Source organism: Streptomyces sp. NBC_00354, from assembly GCF_036106915.1.
Classification (GTDB): domain Bacteria; phylum Actinomycetota; class Actinomycetes; order Streptomycetales; family Streptomycetaceae; genus Streptomyces.
The window spans coordinates 3,723,270-3,737,748 of the sequence record NZ_CP107983.1 but is presented as its reverse complement, the minus strand read 5'-3'; the positions used below and the strand labels follow the sequence as shown (position 1 = coordinate 3,737,748).

16 protein-coding genes are annotated in these 14,479 nt (G+C 71.8%); 9 read left to right on the top strand and 7 right to left on the bottom strand.

The annotated features are described in order from the left end of the window. Positions 1-25 precede the first annotated feature (25 nt). A complete protein-coding gene (locus OHT74_RS16725; protein ID WP_328620623.1) occupies positions 26-1,219 on the top strand; it encodes an RtcB family protein in 1,194 nt (397 codons plus the stop codon). Between the two features lie 74 nt (positions 1,220-1,293). On the opposite strand, the gene OHT74_RS16720 is transcribed toward OHT74_RS16725, so the two are convergent. The 3 genes from OHT74_RS16720 to OHT74_RS16710 form a co-directional block, all read right to left on the bottom strand. Further along, entirely contained in the window at positions 1,294-1,878 is a 585-nt protein-coding gene (locus OHT74_RS16720; protein ID WP_328620622.1) for a Uma2 family endonuclease, read from the bottom strand. Positions 1,879-2,279: 401 nt separating this feature from the next. Further along, positions 2,280-3,041 carry an SDR family NAD(P)-dependent oxidoreductase gene (locus tag OHT74_RS16715; protein ID WP_266665024.1) on the bottom strand — a complete coding sequence of 254 codons (762 nt, stop codon included), beginning with the start codon at positions 3,039-3,041 and terminating at the stop codon, positions 2,280-2,282. Positions 3,042-3,104: 63 nt separating this feature from the next. Then, positions 3,105-3,440, bottom strand: a complete 336-nt coding sequence (locus OHT74_RS16710; protein WP_266665022.1) for a YnfA family protein — start codon at positions 3,438-3,440, stop codon at positions 3,105-3,107. A 114-nt stretch (positions 3,441-3,554) separates the two neighbouring features. On the opposite strand from OHT74_RS16710, the gene OHT74_RS16705 reads away from it, so the two are divergent. Then, positions 3,555-4,073, top strand: coding sequence for a hypothetical protein (locus OHT74_RS16705; RefSeq protein WP_328620621.1), 519 nt, complete (start codon positions 3,555-3,557; stop codon positions 4,071-4,073). 21 nt (positions 4,074-4,094) lie between these two features. On the opposite strand, the gene OHT74_RS16700 is transcribed toward OHT74_RS16705, so the two are convergent. Both OHT74_RS16700 and OHT74_RS16695 read right to left on the bottom strand, forming a co-directional pair. Next, complete coding sequence (locus tag OHT74_RS16700) at positions 4,095-4,832, bottom strand: Mut7-C RNAse domain-containing protein (RefSeq protein WP_266665018.1); 738 nt, start codon at positions 4,830-4,832, stop codon at positions 4,095-4,097. Positions 4,833-4,898: 66 nt separating this feature from the next. Beyond that, a complete protein-coding gene (locus OHT74_RS16695) occupies positions 4,899-5,315 on the bottom strand; it encodes a winged helix-turn-helix transcriptional regulator (protein WP_266665017.1) in 417 nt (138 codons plus the stop codon). A gap of 158 nt (positions 5,316-5,473) precedes the next feature. Between OHT74_RS16695 and OHT74_RS16690 the strand changes: the two genes are divergently transcribed. Beyond that, positions 5,474-6,373 (top strand): NADP-dependent oxidoreductase, encoded by a 900-nt coding sequence (locus tag OHT74_RS16690; protein ID WP_328623332.1) that lies wholly within the window; start codon positions 5,474-5,476, stop codon positions 6,371-6,373. Positions 6,374-6,436: 63 nt separating this feature from the next. Here the strand turns inward: OHT74_RS16690 and OHT74_RS16685 are convergent, their stop codons facing one another. After that, positions 6,437-6,961: a hypothetical protein gene (locus tag OHT74_RS16685; protein ID WP_328620620.1), complete on the bottom strand. Its 525-nt coding sequence runs from the start codon at positions 6,959-6,961 to the stop codon at positions 6,437-6,439. Between the two features lie 125 nt (positions 6,962-7,086). Here OHT74_RS16685 and OHT74_RS16680 point away from each other — a divergent pair, with 125 nt between their 5' ends. Together OHT74_RS16680 and OHT74_RS16675 are read left to right on the top strand one after the other, a co-directional pair. Next, positions 7,087-8,511: an FAD-binding oxidoreductase gene (locus OHT74_RS16680; RefSeq protein ID WP_328620619.1), complete on the top strand. Its 1,425-nt coding sequence runs from the start codon at positions 7,087-7,089 to the stop codon at positions 8,509-8,511. Positions 8,512-8,666: 155 nt separating this feature from the next. Beyond that, complete coding sequence (locus OHT74_RS16675; protein ID WP_328620618.1) at positions 8,667-9,698, top strand: serine hydrolase domain-containing protein; 1,032 nt, start codon at positions 8,667-8,669, stop codon at positions 9,696-9,698. A gap of 18 nt (positions 9,699-9,716) precedes the next feature. Here OHT74_RS16675 and OHT74_RS16670 read toward each other — a convergent pair whose 3' ends face one another. Then, complete coding sequence (locus tag OHT74_RS16670) at positions 9,717-10,154, bottom strand: hypothetical protein (RefSeq protein ID WP_030161262.1); 438 nt, start codon at positions 10,152-10,154, stop codon at positions 9,717-9,719. A gap of 305 nt (positions 10,155-10,459) precedes the next feature. Between OHT74_RS16670 and hemL the strand changes: the two genes are divergently transcribed. The 4 genes from hemL to OHT74_RS16650 all read left to right on the top strand — a co-directional run bounded on the left by hemL (position 10,460) and on the right by OHT74_RS16650 (position 14,478). Further along, on the top strand, positions 10,460-11,794 hold the full coding sequence (gene hemL / locus OHT74_RS16665; RefSeq protein ID WP_328620617.1) for a glutamate-1-semialdehyde 2,1-aminomutase: 1,335 nt from the start codon (positions 10,460-10,462) through the stop codon (positions 11,792-11,794). Further along, the gene (locus OHT74_RS16660; RefSeq protein WP_266665012.1) at positions 11,791-12,471 is read left to right on the top strand and encodes a histidine phosphatase family protein; all 681 of its coding nucleotides are present in this window, start codon (positions 11,791-11,793) and stop codon (positions 12,469-12,471) included. Before hemL ends, OHT74_RS16660 begins: the two co-directional genes overlap by 4 nt. A gap of 83 nt (positions 12,472-12,554) precedes the next feature. Further along, positions 12,555-13,784 carry a hypothetical protein gene (locus OHT74_RS16655; RefSeq protein WP_266665011.1) on the top strand — a complete coding sequence of 410 codons (1,230 nt, stop codon included), beginning with the start codon at positions 12,555-12,557 and terminating at the stop codon, positions 13,782-13,784. 100 nt (positions 13,785-13,884) lie between these two features. Further along, positions 13,885-14,478, top strand: coding sequence for a TlpA family protein disulfide reductase (locus OHT74_RS16650; RefSeq protein WP_266665009.1), 594 nt, complete (start codon positions 13,885-13,887; stop codon positions 14,476-14,478). The last annotated feature ends 1 nt before the right edge of the window (position 14,479 follow it).

The following is a 14,479-nucleotide window of genomic DNA, read 5'->3' as shown; positions in this document are numbered from 1 at the left end:
ATGCTTCTCGGGGGATTGAAGCCGTATGTCGTATGTAGAGGTACCGGGAGCGAAGGTCCCGATCCGGATGTGGACCGACCCGGCGTCGGTCGAGGCCGGCGCGATGCAGCAGCTGCACAACGTCGCCACCCTTCCGTGGATCAAGGGCCTGGCGGTCATGCCGGACGTCCACTACGGCAAGGGCGCCACGGTCGGCTCGGTGATCGCGATGAAGGACGCGGTGTGCCCGGCGGCGGTGGGCGTGGACATCGGCTGCGGCATGTCGGCGGTGAAGACGTCCCTGACGGCGAACGACCTCCCGGGGGACCTGTCCAAGCTCCGCTCGAAGATCGAGCAGGCGATCCCGGTGGGTGCGGGCATGCACCGCGACCCGGTGGACCCGGACCGGCTGTACGGGTTCCCGGTGGAGGGGTACGAGGACTTCTGGCAGCGGTTCGACTACATCGCTGATGCGGTGAAATACCGGCGGGACCGGGCACTGAGGCAAACCGGAACCCTAGGGTCCGGAAATCACTTTTGGGAACTTTGCGTCGACATGTCCGATTCGGTGTGGATCATGCTGCACTCGGGCTCCCGGAACATCGGCAACGAACTGGCCGACTTCCACATCAACGTGGCCCGTGGGCTCTCGCACAACCAGGGGCTGGTCGACCGAGATCTCGCCGTCTTCCTTGCTGCGACGCCAGAGATGGAGGCGTACCGCAGCGACCTCTTCTGGGCGCAGGAGTACGCGAAGTTCAACCGCGCCGTGATGATGAGCCTCTCGAAGGAGGTCCTCCGCCGGGAGTTCCGCAAGGCGAAGGTCTCCTTCGACCGGGAGATCAGCTGCCACCACAACTACGTGGCGCAGGAGCGGTACGACGGCATGGACCTGCTGGTCACCCGCAAGGGCGCGATCCGCGCCGGCAGCGGCGACTACGGGATCATCCCGGGGTCCATGGGGACGGGCTCGTACATCGTGAAGGGTCTCGGCAACGAGAAGTCGTTCAACTCTGCCTCGCACGGTGCGGGCCGGAAGATGAGCCGGACGGCGGCGAAGAAGAAGTTCTCGGCGCGCGACCTGGTGGAGCAGACCAAGGGCGTGGAGTGCCGCAAGGACTCGGGCGTGGTCGACGAGATCCCGGGCGCCTATAAGTCGATCGAGCAGGTCATCGACCAGCAGACGGACCTCGTCGAGGTCGTGGCCAAGCTCAAGCAGGTCATCTGCGTGAAGGGCTGAGGCCCGGGCGTAGCTGTCGGGGGAGTGGAGGGGCCCGGACCGATCGTGATCGGTCCGGGCCCCTCCGCATGAGATCAGTCCTCGTCGCCGTCGAGGAGGAGATCCACGGGGAGATCGAGTGACACCCCGACGTACTCGGGGACCGTGATGGACTCGCCCCGCTTATGGGACGTGCGGAGCCGGTAGGTGCCGTTGCGCGGGTCGCGGCAGACCACGACCTCGTCGTGGCGGCGGTCGGCGATGATGTAGAAGGGGATGTCGGCCTTGGCGTAGGCATCGACCTTGGATCCGAGGCCATCCGCCCAGTTCGAGGAGGTCACCTCGACGATGAGGCGGAAGACGTCGGGCGGGTAGCAGTTGTTCCGTCCCTTGACGGCGAGGAAGTCCTTGCTGACGAGTGCGAAGTCCGGGATGGCGTAGTCGTCAGGGCCGGTGGGAAGCCAGATGCCGACACCCTGGACGTAGCGCAGGCCGGCCTTCTTGGCCCCGGCCTCGTAGAACTTCTCGATCAGCCAGCTCAGAGCGAGCGCGTGCGCCCCGTCGGCGGGTGGTGTCGCGGTGAGCCTCCCGTGGAGAATCTCCACTCGGTGCCTGGGAAGCTCCTTGGAGAGTCGATCGGCGGCTTCCGCGATCGTGGTCTCGTGTTGCATCACGGCCATAGCTTCCTCCTCTTCACGGCTCACGCTTTCGGAGCGTAGCGGCGTGCGTTGACGATTCGCGTGGATTCATCCATACGGGCCATGGAAGGTTGCTGCATGTCAACGCCCGCTTGCGACAAGGGGATTGACGGGCCAAGTTGGCCTAGACCAAGGTGTGTGGCGTGTAGAGAGCTCGTGTGATCGTCGCTGCGCTCGCGGCGCTGTCGCTTGCCTTTGGGGCCGCTGGGTCCGCGCAGGCCGGGGTGGGGCTGCCGCCCGTCGTATCGCATGTGCCGACCCAGGAGAGGGCCGTGTTCAACACGATCGACGACGGGTGGAGGTGTGCGGGCCCTGGGTGCGGCGAAGGCCGCCGGGTTGAAGCCGGCGGCCCTCATGCCGCATCTGAAAGCGGCGGGAATCGTCTAGAGGTCGCGGTGGACCTTGGTGTTCGAGGCCTGGGCACGGGGGCGGACCACCAGGAGGTCGATGTTGACGTGGCTGGGGCGGGTCACGGCCCAGGTGATGGTGTCGGCCACGTCGTCGGCGGTGAGGGGGGCCGCCACGCCCGCGTAGACCTTCTCGGCCTTCTCCGCGTCGCCGCGGAAGCGGGTCTTGGCGAATTCCTCGGTCTTCACCATGCCCGGGGCGATCTCGATGACGCGGACGGGCTGGCCGACGATCTCCAGGCGGAGGGTCTCGGCCAGGACGCGGGCGCCGTTCTTGGCGGCGACGTAGCCGGCGCCGCCCTCGTACGTGGAGTGGCCGGCGGTGGAGGACAGGACCACGACCGTGCCGTCGCCGGAGGCGACGAGGGCGGGGAGGAGGGCCTGGGTGAGGTTGAGCGTGCCGATGACGTTGACCTCGTACATGGTGCGCCAGTCGGCGGGGTCGCCGGTGGCGACGGGCTCGGCTCCGATGGCGCCGCCGGCGTTGTTGACGAGTACGTCGCAGCGGTCGAGGGAGGCCGCGAAGGCGTCGACGGCGGGCCGGTCGGTGACGTCGAGGGCGTGGGCCGCGGCGGAGTGGCCGGCTGCCGTGAGCTCCGCGGCGAGGGCCTCGATGCGGTCCTTGCGGCGGGCCGTGAGGACGACGTGGTAGCCGGCGTCGGCGAGCTGCCGGGCGGTGGCCGCGCCGATGCCGCTGCTCGCGCCGGTGACTACGGCGGTTCGGGTGGCCGTGCTCATGTGCGGGGCTCCTCGGGCGTTCGGTCGTTCGTACGGGCGAATACCCGCCAGCATAGGCGGGGGTCAGCGGCCGCGCGGGGCGTACATGATCACCGCCATGCCGGCGAGGCAGACGAGGGCGCCGGCGATGTCCCAGCGGTCGGGGCGGTAGCCGTCGGCGGCCATGCCCCACACGAGGGAGCCGGCGACGAAGACCCCGCCGTACGCGGCGAGGACGCGGGCGAAGTCGCCCTGGGGCTGGAGGGTGGCGACGAAGCCGTAGAGGCCGAGGGCGATGACGCCGGCGCCGATCCAGGCCCAGCCCTTGTGCTCGCGGACGCCCTGCCAGACGAGCCACGCGCCGCCGATCTCGAGAAGGGCGGCGAGGGCGAACAGGGCGGCGGAGCGGGCGATCAGCATGGCTCGAAGCGTACGCAGGCGGGCCCGGGCCGCCGCCCGCCGGTTGGGCGAGGGCTCGCCCTCGTTCGTGTGATGGTCCGACCGGACGGGGGCGGTGCTGGCTAGCCTCCGCGCGTGGAGGTGGTGGCGGTGCGCCGTGGTGCCGTACGGAGTGTGGTGGTGGCGGGCTTGCTGGTTCTCGGGGTCTCCGGGGTGCCCGGGGTGCCCGGGGTGCCGGGGATGTCCGGGAGCGCCGAGGCGTGGAGCGGACCCGAAGCGGACTTGGCGTACCACGGGCGGGTGTCCCTGTCGCAGGGGCGGCTGCGGGTGTGGGTGGTGCCGCAGAACGAAGGGCCGGCCGCGCTGCCGAACGCGACGCTGCGGGTCCGGCTGTCGGCGGAGCTCGCGGACCGGCAGGAGCTGGCGGAGGGCTGCGCGCGGGCCGGACTGCGCGAGGTGGTGTGCGAGACGGGCGCGCTGCCGCTGCACGGGCGGGGCCGGCACATCGGGCTGCTGCTGGAGCTGAAGGAGCGGGTGCCGGAGGTCGTGGTCCGGATCGACACGTGGTGGAACGGCGGGGCGTCCGACCGGGACCTGTCCAACAACCAGCACGCGGTGCTGGCGCTGGACACGGGCGACGCCTACGCCTTCTGAGCCGGGGGCGGGGCCGACCGGCTACGGGGTGGCCACGCCGCCGAACTCCTCGACGGCCTCGCTGACGATCCGCTCCAGGCGGGCGTGGTGGGCGCCGCGCCAGTAGACGCGCTCGCACGCCGTGCACTGGGCGAAGACGTCGTACGAGCGGTGCGTGCCGCTCTCGAGGCGGTCGCCGACGCTGTCCTTGTCGGCGCTGCGGAGGGGCCCGTTGCACGCGGTGCAGCGGGTCCAGGGGGCGAGCGCGGGGGCGAACCGGCCGAGGACGTCGCGCAGTTGCTCGTCGGGGTTGTCGCTGTAGACGTACGCGCCGGCGAAGAGCTCGCGGCGGCGCAGCAGTCCGCGGTCGCGGGAGAGCAGGACGCGCTGCTCGGCGGCGGAGCGGGTGGCGAGGGCGGGGTCGCCGATGTCCTCGTTCTCGTACGCGGCGTCCACGCCGAGCAGGCGCAGGCGGCGGGCGAGGGTGCCGAGGTGGACGTCGAGGAGGAAGCGCAGCGGGGCGCCGGGGACGTGCTGGGGGCGCTCGACGCCGAAGACCTCGACGGACTGGCCGGCGCTGGGCACGTACGAGACGGGCACCTCGTGGCCGTCGACGAGGAGCCGGCCGACCTCGGTGAGCGGGACGCCTGCCGATTCCACGACGTGCCCGAGGCTGGAGGCGCCGTCGGTGGCGGTCGGTACGCGTTCGGCCCGCCGGCTGGGCGGGGCGAACAGGCGTAGTTCGGGGGCGAGGGTGAGCTGAATGCCGGGTCCGTTCACGCTGTCAGCATGCCATCGGGGCCGTGGCGGCGCGGCCGAATTACGCGGCCGGATCACGCGGCCGGATCACGCGGTGGCGGCGGAGCTGTCGTAGGAGGTGCGGTGGGCGTCGACCTCGTCGAAGTGGTTCTCGGCCCACTGCTTCACGGAGGTGAGGAGGCAGGCGAGGCTGTTGCCGAGTCCGGTGAGGCGGTAGTCGACGCGGACGGGGACGGTGGGGGTGACGGTGCGGGTGACGAGGCCGTCGCGTTCGAGGGAGCGCAGGGTCTGGGTGAGCATCTTCTGGCTGACGCCCGGGATCTTGCGGCCGAGGTCGCTGTAGCGCATGGAGCTGTCCTCGGCCTGGGCGAGGGCGGCGACGATGAGGCCGACCCATTTGTCGCTGATGCGGGCGAGGAGCTGGCTGGTGGGGCACTCCTTGAGGAACGCGTCGTAGGCGTAACGGGCCTCTTCGCGGCGGGCGGCGGCGGTACGGGTGGCCATCGGGTGCCCCACTTCCGGGTCGGGTACGCACCTCCGAGTACGTACTTACGAAAGGAGAGTACCTCTCCCTAGGTTAGTGCTCAGTGGAACGCAGGAAACGAGCGAACGAACCGAACAGGGGAGACATCATGAGCGAGAACGCGCAGACCGTACGGACCATGCAGGCGGCCGTCGTGAACACCTTCGGCGGGCCGGAGCAGGTGGAGATCGTGCGGGTGCCGATCCCGCAGCCGGGGGCCGGCCAGGTCCGGATCCGGGTCGCGGCGGCCGGGGTGAACCCGGTGGACGGTGCGGTCCGCGTCGGTGTCTTCGGCGGCGCCGGGACGCGGCTCGGGCTCGGCTGGGACGTGGCGGGCGAGATCGACGCGGTCGGCGCCGAAGTCACCGGCTGGTCGGCGGGGCAGCGGGTGGTCGGTCTGCACTACGGGCCGGTCAAGCCGCTGGGCACGCACGCGGAGTACGCGGTGCTCGACGCCTCGGCGGTGGCGGCCGCGCCGGTCACCGTGGACGCCGTGGCCGCGGCCGCGCTCCCGCTGAGCGGGCTGACCGCCGCACGGGCGGTGGGGCTGCTGGGGCTGGCCCCGGGGTCCTCGGTGCTGGTGACCGGGGCCGCAGGGATGGTCGGCGGGCTCGCGGTGCAGCTCGCGGTACGCGCCGGGTTGGTGGTGACGGCCCTGGCGGGGGAGTCGGACGAGGAGTTCGTACGGTCGCTGGGCGCGACGGCGTTCGTCTCGCGGGGCTCGGCTCCGGCCGAGCCGGTGGACGGGGTCGTGGACGCGGCCGTCCTGGGGGAGCCGGCGCTGGGCTTCATCCGTGACGGGGGGGTCTACGTGGGCCTGCGGCCGCACGCCGGCCCGGCCGCGGAGCGGGGGATCCGGGTGGTGGAGCAGGAGGTCGCCGCGGACGGCGCGCACCTGGCGGAGCTGGTGGGTCTGGTGGACGCGGGCGCCCTGACCCTGCGGGTCTCGCAGACGGTTCCGCTGGCGGACGCGGTGAAGGTCCACGCCCGCCTGGCGGAGCCGGGCACCCGCGGCCGCCTGGTCCTGACGGCCTCCTGACGGCGGCCTGCCCGGGCGGGCCGCCGGTCGGGGGGACCGGCGGCCTGCCCGGGCGCCCGGGCCTCAGTGGAACAGGGCGTAGCCGGTGGGGTCGCCCGGCATCTGCCAGGCGAAGCCCTGGAGGAAGAAGCAGGCGACCAGGTTGCTCGCGGCGAAGACGAGCAGCACCGCCGAGGTGACGGGGCCCGCCCGGCGCAGGGCGGGGGAGGCGAGGCCCGCGTCGAGGGGCTGGGCCCGGGGGGTCAGGAACAGCGCGGTTCCGGCGGCGACCGCGGCGGCCAGGAAGGTGATCAGGGCCCAGGTGTAGAGGTGCAGGCCGAACAGGGCGCCGGCGTAGCCGGGGTCCGGGGGCGCGATGTGCATCAGGACCTGGGTGGCGGAGACGGTGCTGCCGGCGAGCGCGGTCACGACGGCCCAGCCCCAGCCGGAGGCCCATTCCCCGGCGGTCACCGCGCCCTTGCGGGACCGGGAGATGATCCAGGCCGGGCCCAGCGCGCTGGCGGTCCCCATCACGGCGGCGTACCAGTTGGGGCCGAGGTGCCGGATCAGGCTGGGGCCGGCGGGGGGCGGTGGCGGGGGCGCGGCCATGTGCCCACCGTGACCCGGCGCGGTGACCTCCGCAAACAGCGGGCGCAAGCGGTCTACGGCTGGCCTGCCCGGCACCGCGGTGGAACACTCGGGGGAGAGCGGCGACGAGCCGCCGGGAGTGTCCCATGGGTACCTCGACTGTGCCGGTCCGGCTGGACGACTCCGCGTACCACGAGCTGGCGCGGTCCTTCCGGGGGAGCCTGGTGCGGGCCGGGGACGCCCCGTACGAGGAGCGCCGGAGGATCTGGAACGGTTCGATCGACCGGCATCCCGCCCTGATCGCCCCCTGCACCGGTTCGGCCGATGTGGTGGCGGCGCTGAAGTGGGCGGTGGAGACGGGTGCGCCGGTCGCGGTGCGCAGCGGCGGGCACAGCTTCCCCGGGCATTCGGTCTGCGACGGCGGCGTGGTGATCGACCTGTCGGGGATGAAGGAGGTCCGGGTGGACCCCGAGGCCCGTACGGTCCGGGTCCAGGCGGGGGTGCTGCTGGGCGAGCTGGACGCGGCGACGCAGCCGTTCGGGCTGGCGGTGCCGTCGGGGATCGTGACGCACACGGGGGTCGCGGGGCTCACCCTGGGCGGCGGGATCGGCTGGCTGAGCCGCAAGTACGGGCTGAGCGTGGACCAGCTGCTGTCGGTGGACCTGGTCACCGCGGGCGGGGACCGGGTCACGGCGAGTGCCTCGCACGAGCCGGAGCTGTTCTGGGGGATGCGCGGGGCGGGCGGCAATTTCGGGATCGTCACGGAGTTCACGTTCCGGCTGAACCCGGTCGGCCCGACCGTGCTCGCCGGGCCGGTGATGTGGCCGGTGGAGGATTCGGCGCAGGTGCTCGGCCGCTACCGGGAGTGGATCGCGGGGGTGCCCGACGAGCTGACGACGATCGTGGTCCACCGCAAGGTCCCGCCGCTGCCGGCGATCCCGCCGGAGCTCTACGGCCGGCGCGTGGTGATGGTGATCGGCTGCTGGGTGGGGGAGCTGGAGGCCGGTGAGGAAGTGATGAGGCCGATGCGGGAGTTCGGGCGGCCGCTGCTCGATCAGTGCCGGCCCAAGCCGTACCTGGCGCACCAGGCGATGTTCGACCCGTCGTTCCCGCACGGCTGGTGGTACTACTTCCGGGGCTGCGGCCTCGACCGGCTCGCCGACGGGGCCGTGGAGACGATGGCCGAGTACGCGGCGCGGATCGCCTCTCCGCAGAGCGGGTTCCCGCTGTTCCAGCTGGGCGGTGCGGTGGCCCGGGTCGGCGAGGACGACACGGCGGTCGGCGGGCGGGGTCTGGGCCACATGCTCAACATCAACGGGATCCGGAAGACGGCGGAGGGCTTCGCCGAGGAGTGCCGGTGGGTCCGGGAGTTCTGGTCCGCGCTGGAGCCGTACCACGCGGGTGTGTACGTGAACTTCCTGATGGACGAGGGCGAGCAGCGGATCAGCCAGGCCTACGGTGCGCGGGAGCGGAAGCTGGACCGGCTGCGGGCGCTGAAGGGCGAGTGGGACCCGGGGAACGTGTTCCGCCTCAACCAGAACATCCCGCCGGCGGCCCGGACCGCCGCGTAGCCGAAGCCCGCCGCCTGCCTGCCTCCAGCCCTGCCCGCCTCCAGCCCGGCCCGCCTCCAGCCCGGCCCGCCTCCGGCGCGGCTACGGGCACTCGCGCGGCGGCATGGCCAGGCTGGGTGGGGAGACCAGAGGCCACCACCGAGCCGGAGGCACAGATGAACCAGGCCGTACCGTTCACGACCGCCGAGACCAGCGGACTGCACGACGCGCTGCGTGAGATCGTCGCCGACGGCGCCACCCCGGGCGGGGTCGTCGTCTGCGGTACGGCGGCCGGGGACCGCACCGTCCGGTCGGCCGGCGTCGTCTCCCCGTTCACGGGCCCCGGCACTCCCGACGCGGACACCGTCTACGACATCGCGTCCCTGACGAAGGTCACCGCCACCTGGCCGCTCGTCGGCCGTGCCGTCGATGCGGGCCTGCTCGAGCTCGACACCCCCGTCCGGGAGTTCCTGCCGGTCATGGACGGGCCGATGCCGAGCGCGGAGGCCACCGTGCGACAGCTGCTCTCGCACACCTCCGGCCTGCAGGCCGCCACCCGGCTCGACCTCTGCGACCTGACCGAGCGGCCCCTGCACGAGCTGATCTGCCGTGAGCTCATGGAGAGCCTGCCGGGCACCCACCGCTACATCAACCGCGGCTACATCCTCCTCGGCCTCGCGCTCGCCCACGTCCACCGGCAGCCGCTGGACGAGCTCGCCGCCGTCCTGTGGGCCGAGCTGGGCATGGAGGACACCGCGTACGGGCCCGTCGAGCAGTCGCCCCGGGTCGCGCCGACCGAGCGGCAGGACGGCCACGACCGGCTCTGGGGTGCCGTCCACGACGGGAACGCGGCGGTCATGGGCGGCGTCGCGGGCCACGCCGGGGTCTTCGCGCCGGCCGCCGACCTCGCCACGTACGCCGAGCACCTGCTCGCCGGGGACGGGAGCCCGCTGGGCCGGTGGTTCCGCGCCGGCCTCGTCCCGCAGGCCGAGATCGAGCCGGGCCTGCAGCGCGGCCTGGGCTGGATCATCGGCGCGGGCGGGACGGTGGCCTACCACCACGGATTCACCGGTACGAGTCTCCACCTCGCTCCCGCCACCGGCCGGTACGTGGTGATCGCCACCAACGCCGTCCACAACGGCGCCGCCTCGCGCATCCGGATCACCCCGCTGCGCGAGCTTGCCCTCAAGACCCTCGCGGCCGGCTGACCGGGCGAAGGGGAGCCGTCAGGGCCAGACCAGGCAGTACGGCTGGTGGCCCGCCTCGTGCAGGCGGTGGCTGAAGTCCTGCCACTCGTGGAGCAGCTGGTAGACGTTGAAGGCGTCGCGCGGGCCGCCGCGGTCCGGGACCGTTGACCAGATGAACGCCGCGGCGCCGACCGACTCCTCGCCGATGCCGCGCAGCGGGTCGACCACCGTCATCGGGAGCTTGACCACCGCGTAGTCGGGGTGGAGGACGACCAGCTCCAGCGGGGGCACCTTGTGCAGGGGTATGCCCTCGATGCCGGTCAGGACCATCGCGGCCACCGTCTCCGGCTTGATCTTGGTGAACAGGCCGCCCATGCCGAGCTCGTCGCCGCCGAGCTCCTCCGGCCGCATCGTGACCGGGACCCGGGCCGCCGTCGCGCCGTCGGGCGCGCCGAAGTACTTGTACGTCACGCCCATGCCGCGGCCCTTGGGCAGGCCGTCGGGGAGCTCGAGGGGCCCGGGTACCGGATCCGCCGCGTCCGCTGCCCGGCGCCGGTGCTTGCCGCGGCGGCGGGCTTCGCGCGCCTCGCGGGCGCGCTGCGGGTCGAGGCCGTCCGTACCCTCGCCCGGTCCACCACCGCGTTGCATATCTCCACCCGACTGGTCTTGCCTGCCCCGGCCCCGCGGCCCCCGCCACGCAGCCTGATCATCATGGCAGTGACCTCCCCAGGGGCGGCGCGGTGAAACGCCCGTCCGCAAGTCAGTCGCGGCCTGATGAGACCATGGCTGGTGTGAGCTACCCGTACCCGTATGAAGCCAAAGTCTCGCAGACTCTCTTTGACCGCGCGTCCCTCGTGACGCCTGGCGGCGTGAACTCTCCCGTGCGCGCCTTCCGCGCCGTGGGCGGAACGCCCAGGTTCATGGTGTCCGGTACCGGTCCGTACCTGACCGATGCCGACGGCCGCGAGTACGTCGACCTGGTCTGCTCGTGGGGGCCGATGATTCTCGGCCACGCCCACCCGGCCGTGGTGGAGGCCATCCAGGCCGCCGTCGTCCGCGGCACCTCCTTCGGCACGCCCGGTGAGGGCGAGGTCGCGCTCGCCGAGGAGATCGTCGAGCGCATCGAGCCCGTCGAGCAGGTCCGCCTGGTGTCCTCGGGCACCGAGGCGACCATGTCGGCGATCCGGCTGGCGCGTGGCTTCACGGGCCGGGCCAAGGTCGTGAAGTTCGCCGGCTGCTACCACGGTCATGTGGACGCGCTGCTGGCCGCCGCCGGTTCCGGGCTCGCGACCTTCGCGCTGCCGGACACCCCCGGGGTGACGGGGGCGCAGGCCGGCGACACGATCGTGCTGCCGTACAACGACCTGGAAGCGGTAAGGGCGGCGTTCGCCGCGCACCCGGGCGAGATCGCCTGCGTGATCACCGAGGCCGCGCCCGGCAACATGGGCGTCGTGACCCCGGCCGAAGGGTTCAACCAGGGGCTCGCCGACCTGTGCCGGGAGAACGGCGCGCTGTACATCTCCGACGAGGTGATGACCGGTTTCCGTACCTCCCGCGCCGGCTGGTACGGCGTCGACGGGGTCAGGCCCGACCTGATGACCTTCGGCAAGGTCATGGGCGGCGGCTTCCCGGCCGCGGCGTTCGGCGGCCGCGCCGACGTGATGGGGTACCTGGCCCCGGCGGGCCCCGTCTACCAGGCGGGCACGCTCTCCGGTAACCCGATCGCCACCGCTGCCGGCCTCGCGCAGCTGCGGCTGCTCGACGAGGCCGCGTACGAGAAGGTCGACGCGGTCTCCGCGCAGATCCAGGGCCTGGTCACGGACGCGCTCGCCAAGGAGGGCGTCGCGCACCGGCTGCAGACCGCGTCCAACATGTTCTCCGTCTTCTTCACCGAGGACGAGGTGAAGAACTACGACGACGCCAAGAAGCAGGAGTCCTTCCGCTTCAACGGCTTCTTCCACTCGATGCTGTCGCAGGGCGTGTACCTGCCGCCGTCGGCCTTCGAGTCGTGGTTCGTCTCCACCGCCCACGACGAGCGGGCGGTCGAGCGCATCGCGGCTGCGCTGCCCGCCGCCGCCCGCGCCGCCGCGCAGGCCACCCCGGAGGGGACCGCATGAGCAGCAGCGAGATCACCGTCGTCCACTTGATGCGGCACGGAGAGGTGCACAACCCGGACGGGGTGCTCTACGGGCGCCGTTCCGGCTACCACCTCTCCGAGCTGGGCCGGGAGATGGCCGAGCGCGTCGCCGAGCACCTGCAGAACCGTGACATCACGTACGTGGTCTCCTCCCCGCTGGAGCGGGCGCAGGAGACGGCGGCGCCGGTCGCCAAGGGCCACGGCCTGGACGTGGCGACGGACGCGCGGCTGCTGGAGGCGGAGAACGTCTTCGAGGGCAAGACCTTCGGTGTCGGGGACGGCGCGCTGCGCAAGCCCGCCAACTGGAAGCACCTGACGAACCCGTTCAAGCCGTCCTGGGGCGAGCCGTACGTGGAGCAGGTCGTCCGGATGACGAGCGCCGTCGAGGCGGCGCGTGACGCGGCCCGCGGCCATGAGGCGGTGGCGGTCAGCCACCAGCTGCCGATCTGGATCGTGCGCAGCTTCGCGGAGAAGCGCCGGCTGTGGCACGACCCGCGGCGCCGGCAGTGCACGCTGGCCTCGCTCACGTCGTTCACGTACCAGGGCGACCGGCTGGTGTCGGTGGGCTACAGCGAGCCGGCCCGGGACCTGGTCCCGGCGCATCTCCTTGCGGGGGCGAAGCCGGTGAAGGGCAAGTCGAAGGCCTTCGGCGCCTAAAAGTTCATACAAGTCCTGTCGAATCGCCGCGCGGAGCCTCGACTTCATTGAAAAGTCCGTTTATGTGACTATTCATGAATGGTATGAACAGGGCGACGCGCGACTTCACCCGAAGGGGACTGCTCGGGCTCGGCGCAGCCGCGGTGGCGGCCGGGGTCGTCGGCTGCGGCGCCGACGACCGCCCGGCCCGTCCCGGCCCCGGCGGCTCAGGCCCGTCCGGGTCCGCGGCCGCGGTCCGGCCGATCGGCGACGGCTCCACCGCAGACTCCGGCCCGCAGCCCCGGCAGCCGGGCAAACCCGTACCGCTCCAGCCGGGCGAGACCCCGCCGCAGTTCGTGGTGTTCAGCTGGGACGGTGCGGGGGAGATCGGCAACGGGCTCTTCCCGCGCTTCCTCAAGCTCGCCAAGGACCACGGCGCGGCCATGACGTTCTTCCTCTCCGGCATCTACCTCCTGCCCGAGTCGAAGAAGGACCTCTACAAGCCGCCGAACAACCCGGCCGGGGCCTCCGACATCGGCTACCTCAAGGACGAGAACGTCCGGGGCACCCTGAAGTGTGTCCGCGAGGCCTGGCTCGACGGCCACGAGGTCGGGACCCACTTCAACGGCCACTTCTGCGCCGGCTCCGGCTCCGTGGCCCACTGGACCCCGGACGACTGGCAGAGCGAGATCGACCAGGCCGTGTCCTTCGTCACCAACTGGCGCACCAACACGGGCTTCACCGACCTCGAGCCCCTGCCCTTCGACTACCGCAAGGAACTGGTCGGCGGCCGCACCCCCTGCCTGCTCGGCCGGGACAGCATGCTGCCGGTCGCGCAGAAGCTGGGCTGGCGCTACGACGCCTCCTCGCCCGGCGGCCTCCAGGTGTGGCCGGGGAAGAAGTCGGGCATCTGGGACCTGCCGCTGCAGTCCATGCCGTTCCCCGGGCACTCCTTCGAGGTGCTGTCGATGGACTACAACATCCTCGCCAACCAGTCGAAGAACACCACCCGGGGCATGCCCTCCAACTACCCCGCCTGGCGCACCCAGGCCACCAGCACCTACCTCGGCGGCTTCCGGCGCGCGTACGAGACGAACCGCGCACCGCTCTTCATCGGCAACCACTTCGAGGAATGGAACGGCGGCATCTACATGGACGCCGTCGAGGAAGCCCTCAAGGGCATGTCGGACAAAAAGGACGTACGGCTGCTCTCCTTCCGGCAGTTCGCCGACTGGCTCGACGTCCAGGACCCCAAGCTGCTCGCCCGGCTCCAGGAGCTGGCCCCCGGTCAGTCGCCGGCCGGCGGCTGGGGCACGTACCTCTCCGCCGCCTGACCAGCCGGGATCAGCCGGCCGGCCGACCGGCTGACCAGCGGCTCGGTACACCTCCGGGGGGCGGGAAAGATCCGCAAATCGCTCATGCGAAACTTTTCACATGAGAATTGGCCGTGCTCTCCTGCTCACCGCGGTGACCCTCGCGAGCGCCGTGACCCTGTCGGCGTGCGACGACGGCGGCAAGCCGAACGGCTCCGCCGGCGGCAACTACGTGACCGGCGCCGCCGGCATCTCCACCGTCGCCCAGGGCTCGCGCACCGAGGCACCCAAGCTCGACGGCGAGACCGTCGACGGCAAGACCCTCGACGTCACCAGCCTCAAGGGCAAGGTCGTCGTCCTCAACGTGTGGGGCTCCTGGTGCCCGCCGTGCCGCAACGAGGCCAAGTACTTCGCGAAGGTGTCCAAGGAGCTCGCCGACGGTGGCAAGGACGTCGCCTTCGTCGGCATCAACACCCGCGACAACAGCAAGCAGAACGCCATCGCGTTCGAGGAGAACTTCGGGATCACCTACCCGAGCCTCTACGACCCGGACGGGAAGCTGATGCTCCGCTTCCCCGCGGGCACCCTGAATCCGCAGGCCATCCCCTCCACGATCGTCCTCGACAAGCAGGGCCGGATCGCCGCCCGCACCCTCGTCGCGATCAACGACCAGCAGCTGCGCTCCATGATCGACCCCGTCCTCGCGGAGCAGTGAC